We start from the raw sequence: 18052 nt of genomic DNA on the forward strand, positions 1-18052 counted from the left end.
TTGATACCCGCTTTGCCGCCTTTTACTGGCGCGGATGGGCGGATGCCATAGCTGCCACGCGACCGACACATGCCTGTCGCATTCGGACCACGGCGAAGATCAGCCGCGCGGGTCGATCAGCCGGGCCAGAACCGCGTCGCGGGTGATGCAGCCGCCGCCCTCGACGGGCAGGGCGGTGCGGTCCGACAGCAACCCCATTACCTTACGCACCGGCATGGTGCGCGGCACCGGATCGCCCGGCGCGTCGCCCGGCTGGACCACATCGGCCGCGGTCAACACCCCCAGCGGGTTCATGTGGGCCACGAAATCCGCGACGTAATCGCTGACCGGATTGGCGATGATTTCGCGCGCGGTGCCGATCTGGACGATGCGCCCGCCCTCCATCAGGGCGATGCGGTTGCCCAGCTTGAAGGCCTCGTCAAGGTCGTGGCTGACGAAGATGATGGTGCGCTGCGTCTTGGCCTGCAATTCCAGCAATTCGTCCTGCAAGCGCGACCGGATCAGCGGGTCCAACGCACTGAACGGTTCGTCCATCAGCAGGATCGGCGCCTCGGTCGCGAAGGCGCGGGCCAAGCCCACGCGCTGCTGCATCCCGCCCGACAGGTCGCCCACCTTGCGTTCGGCCCAGTCCTTCAGCCCGACCGTTTCCAACTGGTGATCCACGCGGACCTTGCGCTGGGCAGGGGACATGCCCGCAAGCTCCAACCCCAGGCCCACGTTTTCGCGCACGGTCCGCCAGGGCAGCAGGCCGAATTGCTGGAACACCATCGCCACATGGCGCAGCCGGATGTCGCGCAGCGCGCGCTTGCCCGCCCCGCTGACCGAGATCATGCCCTGGCCGTCCCAGACCCGGACCTCGCCCCGGCAGACGTGGTTCAGCGCGTTGACGGCGCGCAGCAGCGTGGACTTGCCGGACCCGGACAGGCCCATCAGCACCAGGATCTCGCCCTGGCGGACGTTCAGGGAACAGTCGTGGACGCCCAGAACCTGGCCGGTGGCGGCGCGAATCTCTCCGCGTTCCCGGCCCTGGTCCATCAGCGGCAGGGCGGTTTCGGGGTGGTCGCCGAAGACGATGGATACCCGGTCGAATTCGACGGCATTGGGGACGATGGTCATTTCCGGCCCTCCATCCGCAGCATCCGGTCCAGAAGAATCGCCACCACCACGATCACGAAGCCCGATTCGAAGCCCAGCGAGGTGTTGACGCTGTTCAGCGCCCGGACCACCGGAACCCCCAGGCCCGAGGCGCCGACAAGCGCGGCGATCACCACCATCGACAGCGACAGCATGATGGTCTGGTTCAGCCCGGCCATGATCTGCGGCAGCGCGCTGGGCAGTTCGACCTTCCACAAAAGCTGGCGCGGCGTGGCGCCGAAGGCGGTCGCGGCCTCGACCAGGGCAGGGGGGGTGGAACTGATCCCCAACTGGGTCAGGCGGATCGGCGCGGGCAGCACGAAGATCACCGTGGCCAGCAGCCCCGGCACCATGCCGATGCCGAAGAACACGATGGCCGGGATCAGATAGACGAAGGTCGGCAGCGTCTGCATCAGATCCAGCACCGGCCGCATCCAGGCGTAAAGGCGCGGGCGGTGCGCGGCGGCGATGCCCACCGGAACGCCGATTGCCATGCAGACCAGGCAGGCCGCCAGCACCAGGGTCAGCGATTGCTGCATTTCGTCCCAATATCCCTGGTTCAGCACGAACAGCAGGCCCGCCGCGACCAGCAGACAGGTCTTCCAGTTGCGCTGCAAGACCCAGGTCAGCGCCACGGCCAGCAGGATGAACAGCAGCGGATGCGGCGCCTCCAACCCCGCGAGGATACCGCCGATCAGCCATTCCAACGCGCCCGAGATCGTATTGAACAGCCCCGCCGCATTGGCGTTCAGCCAGTCGAAGATCGCCTTGGCGGTGCGTCCCACGGGGATCTTGTTATCCGTCACCCAGGCCGTCAGTTGATCCATGCGCGCGTCCTTGCTGGTCAGGAAAAGGCGGGCGGCCCGGCGATCAGCCGGACAGCGCCTCGGTCAGGGCGGCCTGAGCGTCGTTGCCGTCGAAGGTGGTCACGCCCTCCAGCCAGGGGGTCGCGGCATCGGGATTGGCCGACAGCCAGTCCTTGGCGGCGGCCATCGGATCCTGCCCGTCATTCAGAATTTTGCCCATCACCTCGTTTTCCATAGGCAGGGTGAATTCCAGGTTTTGCAGGAACTTGCCCACGTTGGGGCATTCGCCGACATAGCCGTGGCGGGTGTTCGTGCGCACCTCGGCCCCGCCCAGGTCGGGACCGAAGATCTCGTCCCCGCCGGTCAGGTAGGTCATCTCGAACTGGGCGTTCATCGGATGCGGTTCCCAGCCCAGGAACACGACCGGCTGGCCCGCCGCGTCGGCGCGGGCGACCTGGGCCAGCATCCCCTGTTCGCTGGATTCGACCACCTCGAACGTGCCCAGGCCGAACTTGTCCTCGGCCACCATCTCCAGCAGCAGGCGGTTGCCGTCGTTGCCCGGCTCGATCCCGTAGATCTGGCCGGACAGCGCGTCCTTGTGTTCGGCGATGCTGGCGAAGTCGGTGATGCCCAGATCCGCGCCCGCCTTGTTGGTGGCCAGCGTGTATTTCGCCCCCGTCAGGTTGGTGCGCACCGTGTCCACCGTGCCCGCGTCGCGATAGGGGGCGATGTCGGCCTCCATCGTGGGCATCCAGTTGCCCAGGAAGATGTCCACGTCGTCGGTGGACAGCGCCGTATAGGTGACGGGCACCGACAGCAGCTTCGTCTCGGTCTCGTATCCCAGGGCCTGCAACACGGTCGAGGCCAGCGCCGTCGTCGCCGTGATGTCGGTCCAGCCCACGTCGGACAGCACCACCCGGCGGCAGTCGTCGGGTTCCGCGGCCAGGACAGGTCCGGCAAGCGCGGTGGCGATCGCCACGGAAAGGGTCAGGCGTTTGCGGATCATGCGAGGCTCCCTGTTCTTGATTGGTCAGTCAATTAAAGATACACAGGCCCTGAATAGCAACCGTCTTCTGCGAACAGGTGCCACCTTGCCCAAGATCGGGGCCGAGCCTATCCGAAAAGCCGCATTAATCAACGCCACGATCTTCGAGGTGGGTCGTGCGGGATCCCTGGACGTGACGGTGGCCCAGATTGCCCGGCGCGCGGGCATGTCGCCCGCCCTGGCGCATCACTATTTCGGGTCCAAGGAACAGATTTTCCTGTCCGCGATGCGCTATATCCTGCGCGTCTATGGCCGTTCGGTCGCCGAACGCCTGCCGGGCCACGGCCCGCGCGGCCGGCTGAACGCCATCGTCGGGGCCAGCTTCGCGCCGCAGAACTTTCAGCGCGAAACGGTCAGCGCCTGGATCAATTTCTATGCCCTGGCGCTGATCAACCCCGAGGCTGCGCGCCTGCTGCGGGTCTATCACCGCCGCCTGCGGTCGAATCTGATCCTGGCGCTGCGGCCGCTGGTCGACGATCCCGCCCGCGTCGCCGAAACCCTGGGCGCGCTGATCGACGGGGTCTATCTGCGCGCGGTGCTGACGCGGGGCGATGTCGATGCGGTGACGGCCGAGAAACTGATCTTCGATTACCTGGACGAGGCCCTGACGTGACCCTGAACGCCCAACCCGCCGCCAGCCTGTTCATCGACGGCGCCTTCGTCGAGGGCGAGGGCGCCGTGCTGCCCGTCCTCTATCCCTATACCGGCCAGGAAATCGCCTCGCTGCGCGAGGCATCGACCCATCAGGTGGCGCTGGCCTGCCAGTCCGCCGCCCGCGCGCAGGTCGATTGGGCGGCGATGGCGCCCGCGGACCGGGGCCGCGTCCTGTCCCGCGCCGCCGCGATCATCCGCGACCGCAACGACGACCTGTCCCGGCTGGAGACGCTGGATACCGGCAAGCCGATCCAGGAAACGCTGGTGGCCGACTGGCCGTCCGGGGCTGCCGCGCTGGAATATTTCGGCGGCCTGGCCGCGACCGTCACCGGCCAGATGATTCCCCTGGGCCGCGACTGGGCCTATACCCGGCGCGAGGCCCTGGGCGTCTGCGCGGGCATCGGCGCCTGGAACTATCCCAGCCAGATCGCCTGCTGGAAGGCCGCGCCCGCGCTGGCGATGGGCAACGCGATGGTCTTCAAACCGTCCGAGGAAACGCCCCTGGGCGCGCTGAAGCTGGCCGAAATCCTGATCGAGGCGGGCGCCCCGCCGGGCATCTTCAACGTGGTGCAGGGGCGCGGCCAGGTCGGCGCCGCCTTGGTCACCGATCCTTGCGTCGCCAAGGTCTCGCTGACCGGATCGGTGCCCACCGGCCGCCGCGTCTATGCCGCCGCCGCCGAGGGGATGCGCCATGTCACCATGGAACTGGGCGGCAAGTCGCCGCTGATCGTCTTCGACGACGCCAGCCTGGAGGATGCCGTGGGGGCGGCGATCCTGGCGAACTTCTATTCCTCGGGTCAGATCTGTTCCAACGGCACGCGCGTGTTCCTGCAACGGGGAATCGCCGCACGCTTCCTGGACCGGCTGGCCGAACGGCTGGCACAGGTCCGCATGGGCGATCCGCTGGACCCGGACACGCAATTCGGCCCCATCATCAACGCCGCGCAGGCGGGCAAGATCCGCGCGGCGATCACGGCGGGCCAGGACGCGGGCGCGCGGCTGGTCTGCGGCGGGCTGGGCGAGGGGGGCTTCATCCCGCCCACGGTCTTTGCCGATGCGGGCGACGACATGCTGATCACCCGCGACGAGATCTTCGGCCCGGTGATGACCACGCTGACCTTCGCCGACGAATCCGAGGCCGTGGCCCGCGCCAACGCCACCGGCTTCGGCCTGGCGGCGGGGGTCTTCACCCAGGATCTGACCCGCGCCCATCGCGTCGTCGCCGCGTTGGAGGCCGGCACCTGCTGGATCAACGCCTATAACCTGACGCCGGTGGAAATGCCCTTCGGCGGCGTCAAGCTGTCCGGGCTGGGCCGCGAGAATTCCGCAGCCGCCATCGAGCATTATTCGCAACTCAAGACCGTCTATGTCGGCATGGGCGCCGTCGAGGCGCCGTATTAGGGGGACCAGCCATGACCGCGGATTACGTCATCGTCGGCGCCGGTTCCGCCGGTTGCGCGCTGGCCTATCGCCTGACGCAGGCGGGGCATTCCGTCACCCTGATCGAATACGGCGGCAGCGACATCGGCATCTTCATCCAGATGCCGGGGGCGCTGTCCTACCCGATGAACATGCCGCGATACGACTGGGGTTTCGCCAGCCAGCCGGAACCGCATCTGGGCGGTCGCAGGCTGGCCACGCCGCGCGGCAAGGTGCTGGGCGGATCGTCCTCGATCAACGGCATGGTCTTCGTGCGCGGCCACCGCAAGGATTACGACCACTGGCGCGACAGCGGCGCCGAGGGCTGGGGCTATGAGGACGTGCTGCCCTATTTCAAGCGGATGGAGACCTGGCACGGTGGCGCGTCCCCGTGGCGCGGCACCGACGGCCCGCTGCATGTCACGCGCGGCCGGCGCCGCAACCCGCTGTTCAACGCCTTCATCCAGGCGGGGCAGCAGGCGGGCTGGCCCTATACCCCCGACTACAACGGCGAACAGCAGGAGGGCTTCGGCCCGATGGAGGCGACCATCTGGAAGGGCCGCCGCTGGTCCGCCGCCAACGCCTATCTGCGCCCGGCGCTGAAGACCGGGCGGCTGACGCTGGTCCGCGCCCTGGCTCGCCGGATCCTGTTTCAAGGAAAGCGCGCCTATGCCGTTGAAATAGAACGCAAGGGCCGGACCGAGACCATCGGCGCAGGACGCGAGATCATCGTCTCGGCCAGTTCGATCAACACGCCCAAGCTGCTGATGTTGTCGGGAATCGGTCCCGCCGACCACCTGCGCCAGCACGGCATCGCGCCGCTGGCCGACCGTCCGGGCGTCGGCGCCAATTTGCAGGACCATCTTGAAATCTACATGCAATACAAGGCGTTGAAGCCGATCACGCTGTATACCTATTACAACCTGCTGGGCAAAAGCCGGGTCGGGGTCGAATGGCTGCTGCAAAAGACCGGGCTGGGCGCATCGAATCAGTTCGAAAGCTGCGGCTTCATTCGGTCGTCGGACGCGGCGGACTATCCCGACATCCAGTATCACTTCCTGCCGCTGGCGGTGCGTTATGACGGCAAGGCGGCGGCGCAGGGCCATGGCTTCCAGGCCCATGTCGGCCCGATGCGGTCGAAATCGCGCGGCAGCGTGCGGCTCGCCTCGGCCGATCCGGCCGCCGCGCCCGAGATCCGCTTCAACTACATGTCCCATGCCGACGACTGGGCCGAATTCCGCGCCTGCGTGCGCCTGACGCGCCGGATCTTCAGCCAGCCCGCCTTTGCCGAATACCGGGGCGACGAGATCCAGCCGGGCGCGCAGGTCCAGACCGACGACCAGATCGACGCCTTCATCCGCGACCACGCCGAATCGGCCTATCACCCCTGCGGCACGGCGCGGATGGGCGCGGTCCATGACCCCATGGCGGTGGTCGATCCCGACCTGCGGGTCATCGGCGTCGAAGGCCTGCGCGTCGCGGACAGCTCGATCTTTCCGCGCATCACCAACGGCAACCTGAACGGCCCCTCGATCATGGTCGGTGAGAAAGCCGCCGATCATATCCTGGGCCGCATCGCGCGGCCGGACCACGACCGCCTGGCCGCCGAATAGCCGCTTCTTCTTTGTCCAAATACGCCCGCCGGAGGCTCCGAGTGTGCCGTCGGCGCCTCAGTCTCGGTCGGTGGGCAGCATCCGGGGCAGGGCGGTTTCCACCCAATCGGCCAGTGCCGCGACCCGCTCGGCGGCCTCGGTCCCCAGCGGGGTCAGGCTGTATTCCGTCTGCGGCGGCACCACCGGAAAGGCCACCCGGCGCACCAGCCCGTGGCCCTCCAGCCGCTTCAACGTCTCGGCCAGCATCCGTTCGGACACGCCGCCGATCCTGCGGCGCAGGGCGCTGAACCGATGCGTGCCGTCGCGCAGCACCATCAGCACCAGCACGCCCCATTGGCTGGTGACGCTACGCAGCACCGCGCGGGACGGGCAGGCGGCCGCCAGCACGTCGCCGCGTTGCAGGCGGTCGGTCAGGCTTTCGGGTTGGGGCTTGTCATGAACGGTCATCGGACACTTACAAATCTGTGCGTACTTACGAATCGTAAGCGATAACGCCATAACAGGCCGCACAGGATTCGTTCAAGGAGAATCACCATGACCATCGCCATTACCGGCGCCACCGGCCATCTGGGCCGCCTGATCATCCAGGGTTTGAAACAGCAGGGCCGGACCGATCTGGTCGGGCTGGTCCGCGACCCCGCCAAGGCCGCCGATCTGGGCATTCCGACCCGCGTCGCCGATTACGACCGCCCCGAGACGCTGGGCGCCGCGCTGGACGGCGTGGACACGCTGATGCTGGTCTCGGGCAGTGAAATCGGCAAGCGCGCGGTCCAGCACCGCAACGTCATCGACGCCGCCAAGGCTGCTGGCGTGGGGCGCATCGTCTATACCAGCCTGCTGAATGCCGACCGCTCGCCCCTGTCGCTGGCCGAGGAACACCGCCAGACCGAGGCGATGCTGAAGGACAGCGGCCTTGCCGTCACGGTCCTGCGCAACGGCTGGTATGCCGAGAATTACACCGGCTCGATCCCCGCGGCGCTGGCGAACGGCGCCTTCCATGGCTCGGCGGGGCAGGGGCGCATCGCGGCGGCGGCGAGGGCCGACTATGCGGCGGCGGCGGTTGCGGTGCTGACCACGCCGGGTCATGACGGGTCGGTCTATGAACTGGCGGGCAGCCCTGCCTGGACGCTGGCCGATCTGGCCGCCGAGATCTCGCGCCAGTCGGGCCGCGACATTCCCTATGTGGACCTGCCGCAGGCAGACTATGCCAAGGCGCTGGAAGACGCGGGCCTGCCCGCCGGTCTGGCGGCAGCTTATGCCGGGTTCGACGCGGGCGCGGCCCAAGGCGCGCTGGATGGCGATGGGGCCACGCTGGCGCGGCTGATCGGGCGTCCCAGCACGCCGCTGGCCGACAGCGTCAAGGCCGCTCTGGCCTGATCGGATCAGCCTTTGGCTTCGCGCGCGGCGGCGACGCTGGCTTCCAGCCCCGCCGCGGGCATTCCGCGCAGCAGGGTATCGCCGATCACGAAGGTCGGCGTGCCCATGATCGCCATGCGTTCGGCCAGTTGCCGGTTCTCGCGCAGCACGGCGGACACGGATTCGGTGTTCATGGTGTTCAGAACCTCGTCCCCGTCCAGGCCGATAGCGGCGGCAATGGATTTCAGCGCCTCGGGCGAGGGCGCGCCGCGCAGCGCCATCAGTTCGTCATGCGCCTTCACATAGGCCTGATCCCCGCCCAGTTGCTTGGCCGCGACGGCGAAACGGGCCGAGGTCTCGCTGTCCTGTCCCAGGATCGGAAATTCCTTTAGGATCAGGCGGATATTTCCGTCACTCTCGACCAGATCATGAACCTGGTCGTTGAACTTGCGGCAATAGCCGCAGCGATAGTCGATGAATTCCACCACCGTCACGTCGCCATCGGGATTGCCGCCGACCCAGCTGTGGCCGTCCTGGAAGATCGCCTCGTGGTTCGAGGCCACAAGGGCCACGTCGTTTTCCGCCTCGGACGCGACGCGGCGTTCTTCCAGCACGTTGATGGATTCGACCAGAACTTCGGGATTGGCCATCAGGTATTCGCGCACGGCGTCCCCGAAGGCGGCCTTTTCGGCGTCCGACATCGCGGAAATGTCGAAGGCCATGGCAGGGGTCGCGGTCAAAAGCAGCGCGGCGATCAGGCGTTTCATCGGGATCCTCGTCTTGGTTCGCGCCAGCTTGGCGTCTGCGCGGTCCGTTGGCAAGGAAGCGTCCGACAAAGCTGCGTGACCGGAAGGCGCCAGGGGGCTTTTCGCGCTGTCCCCGCGCGCGTAAGACAGGAAAAAAGACGAAAACCAAGGATGAGCAGTACCATGAGGAAATCCGTTCGCGGCCAGGTCGATCCCTTCATCGTCATGGACGTGATGGAAGCCGCCGCCCGCGCCGAGGCAGCGGGTCGCCACATCATCCATATGGAGGTCGGCCAGCCGTCCACCCCCGCCCCCGAAGGCGCGCGGCGCGCGCTGGCCGCCGCGCTGGAACAGCCGCTGGGCTATACCGTGGCCCTGGGCCTGCCCGCGCTGCGGCAGGGGATCGCGGATCTGTATCGTCGCTGGTACGGCGTCGATCTGGATCCGGCCCGCGTGGTGGTGACGCCGGGCAGCAGCGGGGCCTTCATCCTGGCCTTTTCGGCGCTGTTCGATGCGGGCGACCGGGTGGCGATGGGGTATCCCGGCTATCCCAGCTATCGCCAGATCCTGCGGGCCATGTCGCTGGACCCCGTGGGCATCCCCACCCGCCCCGAGGACCGCTATCAGCCCCGCCCAGACGACCTGCCGGACGGTTGCGCGGGTCTGATCCTCGCGTCGCCGGGCAATCCGTCGGGCACGGTGCTGCGCACGGATGAATTGCGGGCGCTGTCGGATGCGGCGAAGGCGCGGGGCATGGCCCTGATTTCGGACGAGATTTATCACGGCCTTTCCTATGGCGACCGCTGCCATTCCGCGCTGGAGGTGACGGACGACGTGTTCGTCATCAACTCGTTCAGCAAGTATTTCTCGATGACCGGCTGGCGGGTCGGCTGGATGGTCGTGCCCCCCGATCACGTCCGCACCGTGGAACGGCTGGCGCAGAACATGTTCATCTGCCCGCCTCATGCCAGCCAGGTCGCGGCGCTTGCCGCCCTGGGCTGCGCGGCCGAGGCCGACGCGAACCTTGCCGTCTATGCCGAGAACCGCCGCCTGATGCTGGAGGGGCTGCCCAAGGCGGGCTTTCACCGCATCGCGCCGCCGGAAGGGGCGTTCTACATCTATGCCGATGTGTCGGATCTGACCGGGGATTCGGTGGCCTTCGCGGCCGAGATTCTGGACAAGGCGGGCGTCGCGGTGACGCCGGGGCTGGATTTCGATCCCGACCGTGGCGCGCGGACGCTGCGCTTTTCCTATGCCCGCGCCACCGCCGACATCGCCGAGGGGCTGCGCCGTCTGCAAGGATTCATGGCCGCGCGATGAAATGGCTGCTGCTGATCCTGGCGCTGCTGTCGTTGCCCGCCTGGGCAGAGGAGCCGGCGCGGCTGGATCTGGGCGGATCGTCGCTGGTGGCGACCGGGCGCGGCTGGGGCGGGCCGAAGCCGCTGGAACTGCGGCTGTCGCTGACGAAGGCGGTCCCCTATCGGACCTATCTGGTGGACGGTCCGCCCCGCCTGATCGTCGATCTGAAGGGCGCCGATTTGGGATTGGCCCTGCCGCAGGATCTGTTCGGCGCCGACCTGTCGCCCGCGATCCGCTGGGGTCCGTATGGGCGGGACTGGGCGCGCGTGGTCGTCGAACTGCCCGGCCCTTACCGTATCGACAGCGCGGGCCAGCGGGCGCGCGCGGCGCTGTCGCAGATCACCGTGGCCCTGGCTCCGGTCGCGGCCCAGGACTTCGCGCCCCGGCCATCGGCCACGGCCGCCCTGCGCGACCTGCCCGAACCGGCAGACGTGCCGGGGCCGCCCCCGGACGAGGCCTTCACGGTCGTTCTGGATCCGGGTCATGGCGGCTTCGATCCCGGCGCCCTGGCCGAGGGCGAAAGCGAGGCGAACCTGGTCCTGGTCTTTTCGCTGGAACTGCGGGCGGCCTTGCAGGCGCGCGGCGTCACAGTCGAGATGACGCGGACCGACGACAGCTTCGTGGCCTTGGAACGGCGCATGACCACGGCGCGGCAGGCGCGGGCCGACCTGTTCATCTCGCTGCACGCGGACGCCTTGCCGGAAGGGCAGGCGGCGGGGGCGACGATCTATGTCTGGAACCCGGCGGCCGATGCCCGCGCGGCGGACCAGTTGACGCTGCGCCACGACCGCGACGACCTGCTGGCGGGGGCGGACCTGACCGGCCATGACGACGCCCTGGCCGGGGTGCTGATGGATTTCGCGCGCACCGATACCCAGCCTCGGTCGGAAAGCTTCGCCCGATGGCTGACATCGCGGATGTCGCTGATGGGGATCGGGATGCATGACCGGCCGGTGCAGCGCGCCACCTATTCGGTGCTGAAATCGCCCGACATTCCCTCGGTCCTGCTGGAACTGGGCTTCATCTCGGACCACGACGACCGGGCCAACCTGCTGAACCCGCAATGGCGCGACCGCATGGTCAAGGCCGTGTCCGAGGCCGTGGTCGGCTGGGCGCGGGACGAGGCCGCGCGGGCGGCGATGCTGCGCCAATAAGGGTTGCGATCCCCCAGTGTTGTTTTGACCGGAACCGGCCGCGCCGCTATAGACGGGGCCGAGTCCCTGAAAGGCCCCTTCCTTGCTGCGCAGCGTCCTGTCCTTTTTCGGTGCCATCTTCTCGTGGTTCGTCACCGCCAGTTTTTTCATCGCCCTGACCTTGGGCGCGATCTTCTGGATCTATTCGCGTGACCTGCCCAGCCACGAGACCCTGGCCCAATACACCCCGAAAACCATCAGCCGGATCTATTCGGGCGAGGGCCGCCTGATCGACGAATTCGCCGAGGAACGCCGCCTGTTCGTCCCCATCGAGGAGATCCCCGACCTGGTGAAGCACGCCTTCATCAGCGCCGAGGACAAGAATTTCTACAGCCATCCCGGCTATGACGTGCGCGGCATCGTCGGCGCGGCCTGGCAGGCGGTCGCATCGCGCGGGTCGTCGGTGCGCGGGGCGTCCACGATCACGCAGCAGGTGATGAAGAACTTCCTGCTGTCCTCGGATCGCAGCGTGGAACGCAAGGTCAAGGAACTGATCCTGGCCTCTCGGCTGGAACGGACGCTGGACAAGGACCAGATCCTGGAACTGTATCTGAACGAGATTTTCCTGGGCCAGAACAGTTTCGGCGTGGCCGCCGCCGCCCAGACCTATTTCAACAAGTCCCTGACCGAACTGGCCCCGCACGAGGCCGCGATGCTGGCCGCGATGCCCCAGGCGCCGGGCCGCTACCACCCCGTCACCGCCAAGGAGCGGGTGACGGAACGCCGCAACTATGTGCTGCGGGAAATGTGGCAGAACGGCTATATCGACGAGGCGACCTATCAGTCCGAGGCGAAGCTGCCGCTGAAATCGGTGCAGAACGGCGATTACCCGGCCTTTCGCCAGCAACTGCCGCCGCGCGACTATTTCACCGACGAAATCCGCCGCCAGCTGTCCGCGCAGTTCGGCAACGAGGAATTCTTCGGCGGCGGCCTGACCATCCGCGCGACCGTGGACCCGGACCTGCAATCGGCGGCGGCCGACGCCCTGCGCCAGGCGTTGGAGCAATACGACCGCGGCACCGGCGTCTGGCGCGGCACCCGCGAGACGATCCCGGCGGATCAGCTGACGGACGAGGCAGCCTGGCGCGGCGCGTTGTGGCAAGCCAAGGTGCCGCGCGACATTCCCGGCTGGCATCCCGCCGTGGTGCTGGAGGTCGGCGCCAGCGACGCCCGCATCGGCATCGAGGGGATCGAGGAGGACGCCGACGGCCACTGGATCCCGGCGGCCGACGTGCAATGGGCGCGCAAGCGCGGCCCCGACGGCAGGCTTGGCCCGCGCGCCAAGGTCGCGGGCGACCTGCTGACGGTGGGCGACGTGGTGCTGGTGCGGGCGATGACGCAGGACGGCGACGGCAGCTTCATCCGCTGGACCCTGCGGCAGGTGCCGGAAATCCAGGGCGGCTTCATGGCGATGGACGTGAATACCGGCCGGGTGCTGTCGATGCAGGGCGGGTTCAGCTATCAGTCCTCGGTCTTCAACCGGGCGACGCAGGCGCAGCGCCAGCCGGGGTCCAGCTTCAAGCCCTTCGTCTATGCCGCCGCGCTGGACAACAACTATACCCCCGCCACCATCGTCGTGGACGAGCCGATCAGCATCAACACCCCCTTCGGCCTGTGGGAACCCAAGAACTCGTCGGGCAAGCATTACGGCCCCACCCCCCTGCGCACCGGCATCGAGATGTCGCGCAACCTGATGACGATCCGCATCGCCCAGGACATCGGCATGGAACGCGTGGCCGAATATGCCGAACGCTTCGGCGTCTATGACGACCTGAAGCCGTTCCTGGCCAATGCGCTTGGCGCGCAGGAAACCACGCTGTTCAAGATGGTCGCGGCCTATGCCATGTTCGCCAATGGCGGCGAGCGGGTCGAGCCCACGCTGGTGGACCGCGTGCAGGACCGGCGCGGGCGCACCATCTATCGCCACGATCAGCGGGTCTGCGAGACCTGCGGCCAGCAGGCGCTGCCGGCAGGGCAGGGGCCGGTGATCGACACCAACCGCGAACGGGTGATGGACGCGGTGACGGCCTATCAGCTGACCTCGATGCTGGAAGGCGCGGTGGAACGCGGATCGGGCAGCGGCGTCGATCTGCCGGTGCCGATCGCGGGCAAGACCGGGACCACCAACGACGCCAAGGACGTGTGGTTCATCGGCTATTCGTCGAATATCGTCGCGGGCTGTTACCTGGGTTACGACCAGCCGCGCAGCCTGGGCGAGAACGCCTATGGCGGCACGCTGTGCGTGCCGGTCTTCAACGCCTTCATGCGCCAGGCGGTGGCGGAATTCGGCGGCACGGAATTCGCGGTCCCCCCCGGCGGCTACTGGGTCAAGATCGACCGCAGCACCGGCCAGCGGCTGTCGGACGACGCCTCCGGCCCGAACGTGGTCGCCGAATATTTCCGCGACGGCACCGACCCCGACTGGGGATCGCCGCTGATCGTGTCGGGATTCGGCGACGGAGAGGTCGTGCTGCCTTGGCAGGCAGGCGCCGAATCGGGAAGCGGCACATCGATCACCACCTCGACCGGAGAGCGCCGGGTGATCCCCCGGCAGACGGATTTCGGCACCATGTCCTCGGGCGGGCTTTACTGACGGCCTTCCGGGTCGGGATGGTCGCCGGGATCCGGCCTGCGATGGACCGGCGTGGCGATGATCCGCACCATCCACAGGATCACCACGGCCAGGGCGGTTCCCATCACCGCCAGCAGCCCGTCCCCCGTCCCCGAGGCAAGGCCGACAGCCCCCGCCAGCCACATCGACGCCCCGGTGGTGACGCCGCGCACGCTGCCGCCGCTGAAGATGATCGACCCGGCCGCCAGGAAGGCCACGCCCGCCGTCACCGCCTCGATCAGACGCAGAGGGTCGATCCGCAGCACATCCTGTTCGTCGGCGGGGAAATGCGTCAACTCCATGGCGACGACCGTGAACATGGCGGCGGCCAGCGCAATCAGCATATGGGTGCGCAACCCCGCCGCGCGGGCGCTGACCTCGCGCTCCCACCCGATCAGGCCGCCCAGGACGACCGCCAGGGCCAGCCGCATGGCGACGGCGGGCAGAGGCATGGATTGCAGCGGCTGGAACAGATCCTGGATCAGGGGCATGGGCGGTCCATGACGGTATTGCGACGACAGGGTGTAACGTGCGCCGCGTCCGGGCGGTTGCAGGGCGGTCCCCCGGCCCTTGCCCCACGGCCCCGCGCGCGGTATCACCCCGGACCTGACGCCGCCTGCCTGAACCCGCCTGTCCGAACCCGAGGAACCGCCCATGCGCGCCGAGACGCAGTCCACCATCGAATCCATCCGCAAGTCGCTGACCTTGCTGGGACAGCGGATGGACTGGCAGACCGCGCCCCATCGGCTGGAGGAGATGAACGCCATGATCGAGGCGGGCGACCTGTGGTCCGACCCCGCCCGCGCGCAGAAGCTGATGCGCGAACGCCAGGCGTTGTCTGACGCCATCGAGACCTATCGCCGTATCGACGGCGACCTGTCCGCCAATGCCGAGATGATCGAACTGGCCGAGGAAGAGGGCGACACCGACCTGGTGGCCGAGGCCGAAGCGAACCTGAAATCCCTGGCAGAACTGGCCGCGCAGAAGGAACTGGAAGCCCTGCTGAACGGCGAGGCCGACGGCAACGACACCTTCCTGGAAATCAACGCGGGCGCAGGCGGGACCGAGAGCTGCGACTGGGCCTCGATGCTGGCGCGCATGTATGTCCGCTGGGCCGAGAAGAAGGGCTACGAGGTCGAGCTTCTGTCCGAAACCGCGGGCGACGAGGCGGGCATCCGCAGCGCCGCCTACAAGGTCAGCGGGCACAATGCCTATGGCTGGCTGAAATCCGAATCGGGCGTGCATCGGCTGGTCCGCATCAGCCCCTATGACAGCGCGGCGCGGCGGCATACGTCGTTCAGCAGCGTCTGGGTCTATCCGGTCGTCGACGACAATATCGAGATCGACATCCCCGACCGCGACATCCGCATCGACACCTATCGGTCGTCCGGGGCGGGCGGGCAGCACGTCAACACCACCGATTCCGCCGTGCGGATCACCCACCTGCCGACCGGCATCGTCGTCACCTCGTCGGAAAAATCCCAGCACCAGAACCGCGCCAACGCCATGGCCGCGCTGAAATCGCGCCTGTATCAGATGGAACTGGACAAGCGGAACGCCGAGATCAACGCCCAGCACGCCGCCAAGGGCGACGCGGGCTGGGGCAACCAGATCCGCAGCTATGTCCTGCATCCCTACCAGATGGTGAAGGATTTGCGCACCGGCGAGGAGACCAGCGACACCCAGGGCGTCCTGGACGGCGATCTGGACGCCTTCATGGCCGCGACCCTGGCCCTGGACGTGGCTGGCAAAAGCCGGGCCGAGGCCAACGCCGAGGACTGATTCCCGCGCGGGATGGACCGCGCAGGTTTCACCGCTATGCTGCGTCTGCAAAAGACGGGGACAGCGATGGAACAGAAGCACATCAACCTGGCCTTGCAGGGCGGCGGCGCGCATGGCGCCTTTTCCTGGGGCGTCCTTGACCGGCTGCTGGACGAGGACTGGCTGACCATCGACGCGATCAGCGGCGCCTCGGCCGGGGCGCTGAACGGCGCGGCGCTGAAAGGCGGGCTGTCGCGCAGCGCGGGCCGCGCCGGGCGGATCGCGGCGCGGGAAAACCTGGATCACCTGTGGGCGCAGGTCGGACAGCGCAGCGACAACCGCCTGATCCGGTGGATGTATTCGGTCTTTCCCGTGCCCCAGGGGACCGAGCGGGCGGCGGAACTGTTTTCCCCCGCGGCCTGGCTGGAGAACCTGACCCGGATCTTCAGCCCCTATGACTACGGTCCCTTCTATGTCAATCCGCTGGCGGCGGTGCTGAGGGATCTGCCCTATCCCGATTTCAGCAACGACCGTGGCCCGCAACTGTTCATCGCCGCCACCAATGTGCGCACCGGCCGGATCCGGGTCTTCACCCGCGCGGCGGCCACCCCCGATGCCGTCATGGCCTCGGCCTGCCTGCCGAACCTGTTCCGCGCGGTCGAGATCTGCGATCCCGATACCGGCCACCTTGAAGCGTTCTGGGATGGGGGCTTCACCGGCAATCCGGCGATGTTCCCGCTCTATGATCCGCGACTGCCCCGCGACATCGTGATCGTGAACATCAACCCGCTGCTGCGGGACGGCATTCCCCGAACGCCCGCCCAGATCGCCGACCGCGTGAACGAGGTCAGCTTCAACGCGTCCCTGATGGCGGATCTGCGGGCGATCAACTTCGTCAAGCGCCTGTTCGCCGAGGATCGTTTGCAGAACCGGGCGATGAAGAATCCGCTGATCCACATGATCCTGGACGACGAGTTGATGACCGACCTTTCCGCGCGTTCCAAGCTGATGCCCGCGCCGGGCCTCCTGGCGCGGATGAAGCTGGGGGGGCAGGTGGCGGCGGACACCTTCCTGAACAACCACGCCGACGCGCTGAACCGCCACGATACCGTCGATCTGCCCGCATTGTTCGCCGGTTCCGGGATCATCGGCTGACCGCATCCAAATTCCCGCTGGCCAAGCCCTGCGCCCGGCGCTAGAACCCGGCCCGGCGGGCGGTTAGCTCAGTTGGTAGAGCGCTTCGTTTACACCGAAGATGTCGGGGGTTCGAGTCCCTCACCGCCCACCATTTTTCAGATTATCAAAGCCTTAGATGCTGCTTCCTGCCAGTGCGCCACAAGAGTGAGCCACAGGATGCGCGTTGCCGCCTATCTGACACGTTCCCGCCATGGGGTGTTTTACTTCCGCTGGCCGATCCCGGCCCGGCTGCATCCCGCCCGGATGCCGGGGGCGCAGGATCACGAAGCGAGGCCAGAGCGGCGCTGATGTCCTGGGATGCGCCAAGGGCATCCTGTGCCGTTCGAGGCAGGCCCATCGTTGCTAGGTCGTCTTGGGCGGGTACTTCTGCATTATTCCGGGCATTTAGGCGGATGCCCATCTTGGGATACCTCTAGGAGCCTCTGTAAGCGCCGACGAGGCCCATAAGCGCATTTGACTAGACCACCACCATGAGAAGCCAGACGCGCAGCGCCACTGTACGGCCCTCTCTGTGGCTGTGGTGAGGCATTGCAGTAGCTCTTACCGGGCATCTGTCCCGCTGTCCCATGACAGGAGCATCCCGTCTCATGCTACTTGCTGCCGGATTGCGCCGTAGCTGCCGCGACTGGTCCGGGCGATCAGCCCCATCTCCGCTGCGATGTTCAGGCTGTCCCGCGTCACGCGTTCCGATGGCAGGGTGATCCCCATGCGCCAAGCTGCGGCCATGATCTGCGGTACGGTGAGTTCCGGCCGCCCGGCATTCGCTCCTAGGTCCACAACCTCGCCGAACTGGACGGTCCGCTCTGGGACATGAACCCGGCTCATGGGACGGGGCTTCCTGCGCCTGTGCGATCTGGCAGACATGCTGATTACCTTCTGGCTGTCGGGTTGCGGGATGGGGCTGTGATCCAAGCCAGGACCGGCTGTGGTGCGGACCTGGACAGGCAAGATGCGCCGCCGTCCGGTCCATGTTCCGATGCCTTGCCGCGCTGCATAGGCCAGCACTGTACTCAAGACTGCCCCGACATCCTGCGGCCTGTCGCTTCTGGATGTTAGGCTCCAGACTCATTAACTTTAGAGCCAGAAGATGACGGTTGCAGCGAGAGCTATGGCCGAGAAGAAGACGATGGGGCACCTGTCGTATCGGGTTGCAACTCG

General features: G+C 67.3%; 16 protein-coding genes, 1 tRNA gene and 1 pseudogene. 10 read left to right on the forward strand and 8 right to left on the reverse strand.

Going from position 1 to position 18052, the window contains the following annotated elements; translation table 11 throughout:
* Positions 1–99: 99 nt before the first annotated feature.
* From choV to choX, 3 genes are read right to left on the reverse strand one after another with little or no spacing between them, the layout of a single operon-like run.
* Positions 100–1116 (reverse strand): choline ABC transporter ATP-binding protein, encoded by a 1017-nt coding sequence (gene choV / locus ACTJI6_RS16240; protein ID WP_440802097.1) that lies wholly within the window; start codon positions 1114–1116, stop codon positions 100–102.
* A complete protein-coding gene (gene choW / locus ACTJI6_RS16245) occupies positions 1113–1961 on the reverse strand; it encodes a choline ABC transporter permease subunit (RefSeq protein WP_440802098.1) in 849 nt (282 codons plus the stop codon). The genes choV and choW overlap by 4 nt, the downstream gene beginning before the upstream one ends.
* Before the next feature lie 43 nt (positions 1962–2004).
* Positions 2005–2946, reverse strand: a complete 942-nt coding sequence (choX, locus tag ACTJI6_RS16250; RefSeq protein WP_440802100.1) for a choline ABC transporter substrate-binding protein — start codon at positions 2944–2946, stop codon at positions 2005–2007.
* Positions 2947–3031: 85 nt separating this feature from the next.
* On the opposite strand from choX, the gene betI reads away from it, so the two are divergent.
* Genes betI through betA form a run of 3 tightly spaced genes read left to right on the forward strand, consistent with a single transcriptional unit; the run spans position 3032 to position 6671 of the window.
* Entirely contained in the window at positions 3032–3598 is a 567-nt protein-coding gene (betI, locus tag ACTJI6_RS16255; RefSeq protein WP_126155524.1) for a choline-binding transcriptional repressor BetI, read from the forward strand.
* Positions 3599–3600: 2 nt separating this feature from the next.
* On the forward strand, positions 3601–5040 hold the full coding sequence (gene betB / locus ACTJI6_RS16260; RefSeq protein ID WP_440802120.1) for a betaine-aldehyde dehydrogenase: 1440 nt from the start codon (positions 3601–3603) through the stop codon (positions 5038–5040).
* Between the two features lie 11 nt (positions 5041–5051).
* Entirely contained in the window at positions 5052–6671 is a 1620-nt protein-coding gene (gene betA, locus ACTJI6_RS16265; protein WP_440802101.1) for a choline dehydrogenase, read from the forward strand.
* Between the two features lie 57 nt (positions 6672–6728).
* Here the strand turns inward: betA and ACTJI6_RS16270 are convergent, their stop codons facing one another.
* Complete coding sequence (locus ACTJI6_RS16270) at positions 6729–7118, reverse strand: winged helix-turn-helix transcriptional regulator (RefSeq protein ID WP_440802103.1); 390 nt, start codon at positions 7116–7118, stop codon at positions 6729–6731.
* Positions 7119–7205: 87 nt separating this feature from the next.
* Here ACTJI6_RS16270 and ACTJI6_RS16275 point away from each other — a divergent pair, with 87 nt between their 5' ends.
* Positions 7206–8048, forward strand: coding sequence for an SDR family oxidoreductase (locus ACTJI6_RS16275; RefSeq protein ID WP_440802105.1), 843 nt, complete (start codon positions 7206–7208; stop codon positions 8046–8048).
* A gap of 5 nt (positions 8049–8053) precedes the next feature.
* Here ACTJI6_RS16275 and ACTJI6_RS16280 read toward each other — a convergent pair whose 3' ends face one another.
* Positions 8054–8794 carry a DsbA family protein gene (locus tag ACTJI6_RS16280; protein WP_126155519.1) on the reverse strand — a complete coding sequence of 247 codons (741 nt, stop codon included), beginning with the start codon at positions 8792–8794 and terminating at the stop codon, positions 8054–8056.
* Between the two features lie 162 nt (positions 8795–8956).
* Here ACTJI6_RS16280 and ACTJI6_RS16285 point away from each other — a divergent pair, with 162 nt between their 5' ends.
* From ACTJI6_RS16285 to ACTJI6_RS16295, 3 genes are all read left to right on the forward strand, one after another.
* Positions 8957–10093: a pyridoxal phosphate-dependent aminotransferase gene (locus ACTJI6_RS16285; protein WP_440802107.1), complete on the forward strand. Its 1137-nt coding sequence runs from the start codon at positions 8957–8959 to the stop codon at positions 10091–10093.
* Positions 10090–11286 carry an N-acetylmuramoyl-L-alanine amidase gene (locus ACTJI6_RS16290; protein ID WP_440802110.1) on the forward strand — a complete coding sequence of 399 codons (1197 nt, stop codon included), beginning with the start codon at positions 10090–10092 and terminating at the stop codon, positions 11284–11286. The genes ACTJI6_RS16285 and ACTJI6_RS16290 overlap by 4 nt, the downstream gene beginning before the upstream one ends.
* A gap of 82 nt (positions 11287–11368) precedes the next feature.
* Positions 11369–13918 carry a penicillin-binding protein 1A gene (locus tag ACTJI6_RS16295; RefSeq protein ID WP_440802112.1) on the forward strand — a complete coding sequence of 850 codons (2550 nt, stop codon included), beginning with the start codon at positions 11369–11371 and terminating at the stop codon, positions 13916–13918.
* On the opposite strand, the gene ACTJI6_RS16300 is transcribed toward ACTJI6_RS16295, so the two are convergent.
* The gene (locus ACTJI6_RS16300) at positions 13912–14427 is read right to left on the reverse strand and encodes an MgtC/SapB family protein (protein ID WP_126155515.1); all 516 of its coding nucleotides are present in this window, start codon (positions 14425–14427) and stop codon (positions 13912–13914) included. The two genes, ACTJI6_RS16295 and ACTJI6_RS16300, sit on opposite strands and share 7 nt — an antisense overlap.
* Before the next feature lie 163 nt (positions 14428–14590).
* Here ACTJI6_RS16300 and prfB point away from each other — a divergent pair, with 163 nt between their 5' ends.
* From prfB to ACTJI6_RS16315, 3 genes are all read left to right on the forward strand, one after another.
* Positions 14591–15718: a peptide chain release factor 2 gene (gene prfB, locus ACTJI6_RS16305; RefSeq protein ID WP_126155514.1), complete on the forward strand. Its 1128-nt coding sequence runs from the start codon at positions 14591–14593 to the stop codon at positions 15716–15718.
* A gap of 66 nt (positions 15719–15784) precedes the next feature.
* Complete coding sequence (locus tag ACTJI6_RS16310; protein ID WP_440802115.1) at positions 15785–16852, forward strand: patatin-like phospholipase family protein; 1068 nt, start codon at positions 15785–15787, stop codon at positions 16850–16852.
* Between the two features lie 57 nt (positions 16853–16909).
* A tRNA-Val gene (locus ACTJI6_RS16315) sits at positions 16910–16985 on the forward strand.
* A 494-nt stretch (positions 16986–17479) separates the two neighbouring features.
* Here ACTJI6_RS16315 and ACTJI6_RS16320 read toward each other — a convergent pair.
* Both ACTJI6_RS16320 and ACTJI6_RS16325 read right to left on the reverse strand, forming a co-directional pair.
* On the reverse strand, positions 17480–17719 hold the full coding sequence (locus ACTJI6_RS16320; RefSeq protein WP_440802118.1) for a hypothetical protein: 240 nt from the start codon (positions 17717–17719) through the stop codon (positions 17480–17482).
* Between the two features lie 249 nt (positions 17720–17968).
* Positions 17969–18052 (reverse strand): annotated as a pseudogene (locus ACTJI6_RS16325) (IS5/IS1182 family transposase); the annotation flags it as partial.

The organism is Paracoccus sp. 22332 (assembly GCF_052045125.1).
Classification (GTDB): Bacteria; Pseudomonadota; Alphaproteobacteria; order Rhodobacterales; family Rhodobacteraceae; genus Paracoccus; species Paracoccus haematequi_A.

Bases quoted from the DNA above. Each gene is read 5' to 3' on its own strand.
- ACTJI6_RS16275 (WP_440802105.1), top strand. From the start codon at position 7,206: ATGACCATCGCCATTACCGGCGCCACCGGCCATCTGGGCCGCCTGATC.
- ACTJI6_RS16285 (WP_440802107.1), top strand. From the start codon at position 8,957: ATGAGGAAATCCGTTCGCGGCCAGGTCGATCCCTTCATCGTCATGGAC.
- choW (WP_440802098.1), bottom strand. From the start codon at position 1,961: ATGGATCAACTGACGGCCTGGGTGACGGATAACAAGATCCCCGTGGGA.
- ACTJI6_RS16280 (WP_126155519.1), bottom strand. From the start codon at position 8,794: ATGAAACGCCTGATCGCCGCGCTGCTTTTGACCGCGACCCCTGCCATG.
- ACTJI6_RS16290 (WP_440802110.1), top strand. From the start codon at position 10,090: ATGAAATGGCTGCTGCTGATCCTGGCGCTGCTGTCGTTGCCCGCCTGG.
- prfB (WP_126155514.1), top strand. From the start codon at position 14,591: ATGCGCGCCGAGACGCAGTCCACCATCGAATCCATCCGCAAGTCGCTG.
- betA (WP_440802101.1), top strand. From the start codon at position 5,052: ATGACCGCGGATTACGTCATCGTCGGCGCCGGTTCCGCCGGTTGCGCG.
- ACTJI6_RS16320 (WP_440802118.1), bottom strand. From the start codon at position 17,719: ATGAGCCGGGTTCATGTCCCAGAGCGGACCGTCCAGTTCGGCGAGGTT.
- ACTJI6_RS16310 (WP_440802115.1), top strand. From the start codon at position 15,785: ATGGAACAGAAGCACATCAACCTGGCCTTGCAGGGCGGCGGCGCGCAT.
- choV (WP_440802097.1), bottom strand. From the start codon at position 1,116: ATGACCATCGTCCCCAATGCCGTCGAATTCGACCGGGTATCCATCGTC.
- ACTJI6_RS16300 (WP_126155515.1), bottom strand. From the start codon at position 14,427: ATGCCCCTGATCCAGGATCTGTTCCAGCCGCTGCAATCCATGCCTCTG.
- choX (WP_440802100.1), bottom strand. From the start codon at position 2,946: ATGATCCGCAAACGCCTGACCCTTTCCGTGGCGATCGCCACCGCGCTT.
- ACTJI6_RS16270 (WP_440802103.1), bottom strand. From the start codon at position 7,118: ATGACCGTTCATGACAAGCCCCAACCCGAAAGCCTGACCGACCGCCTG.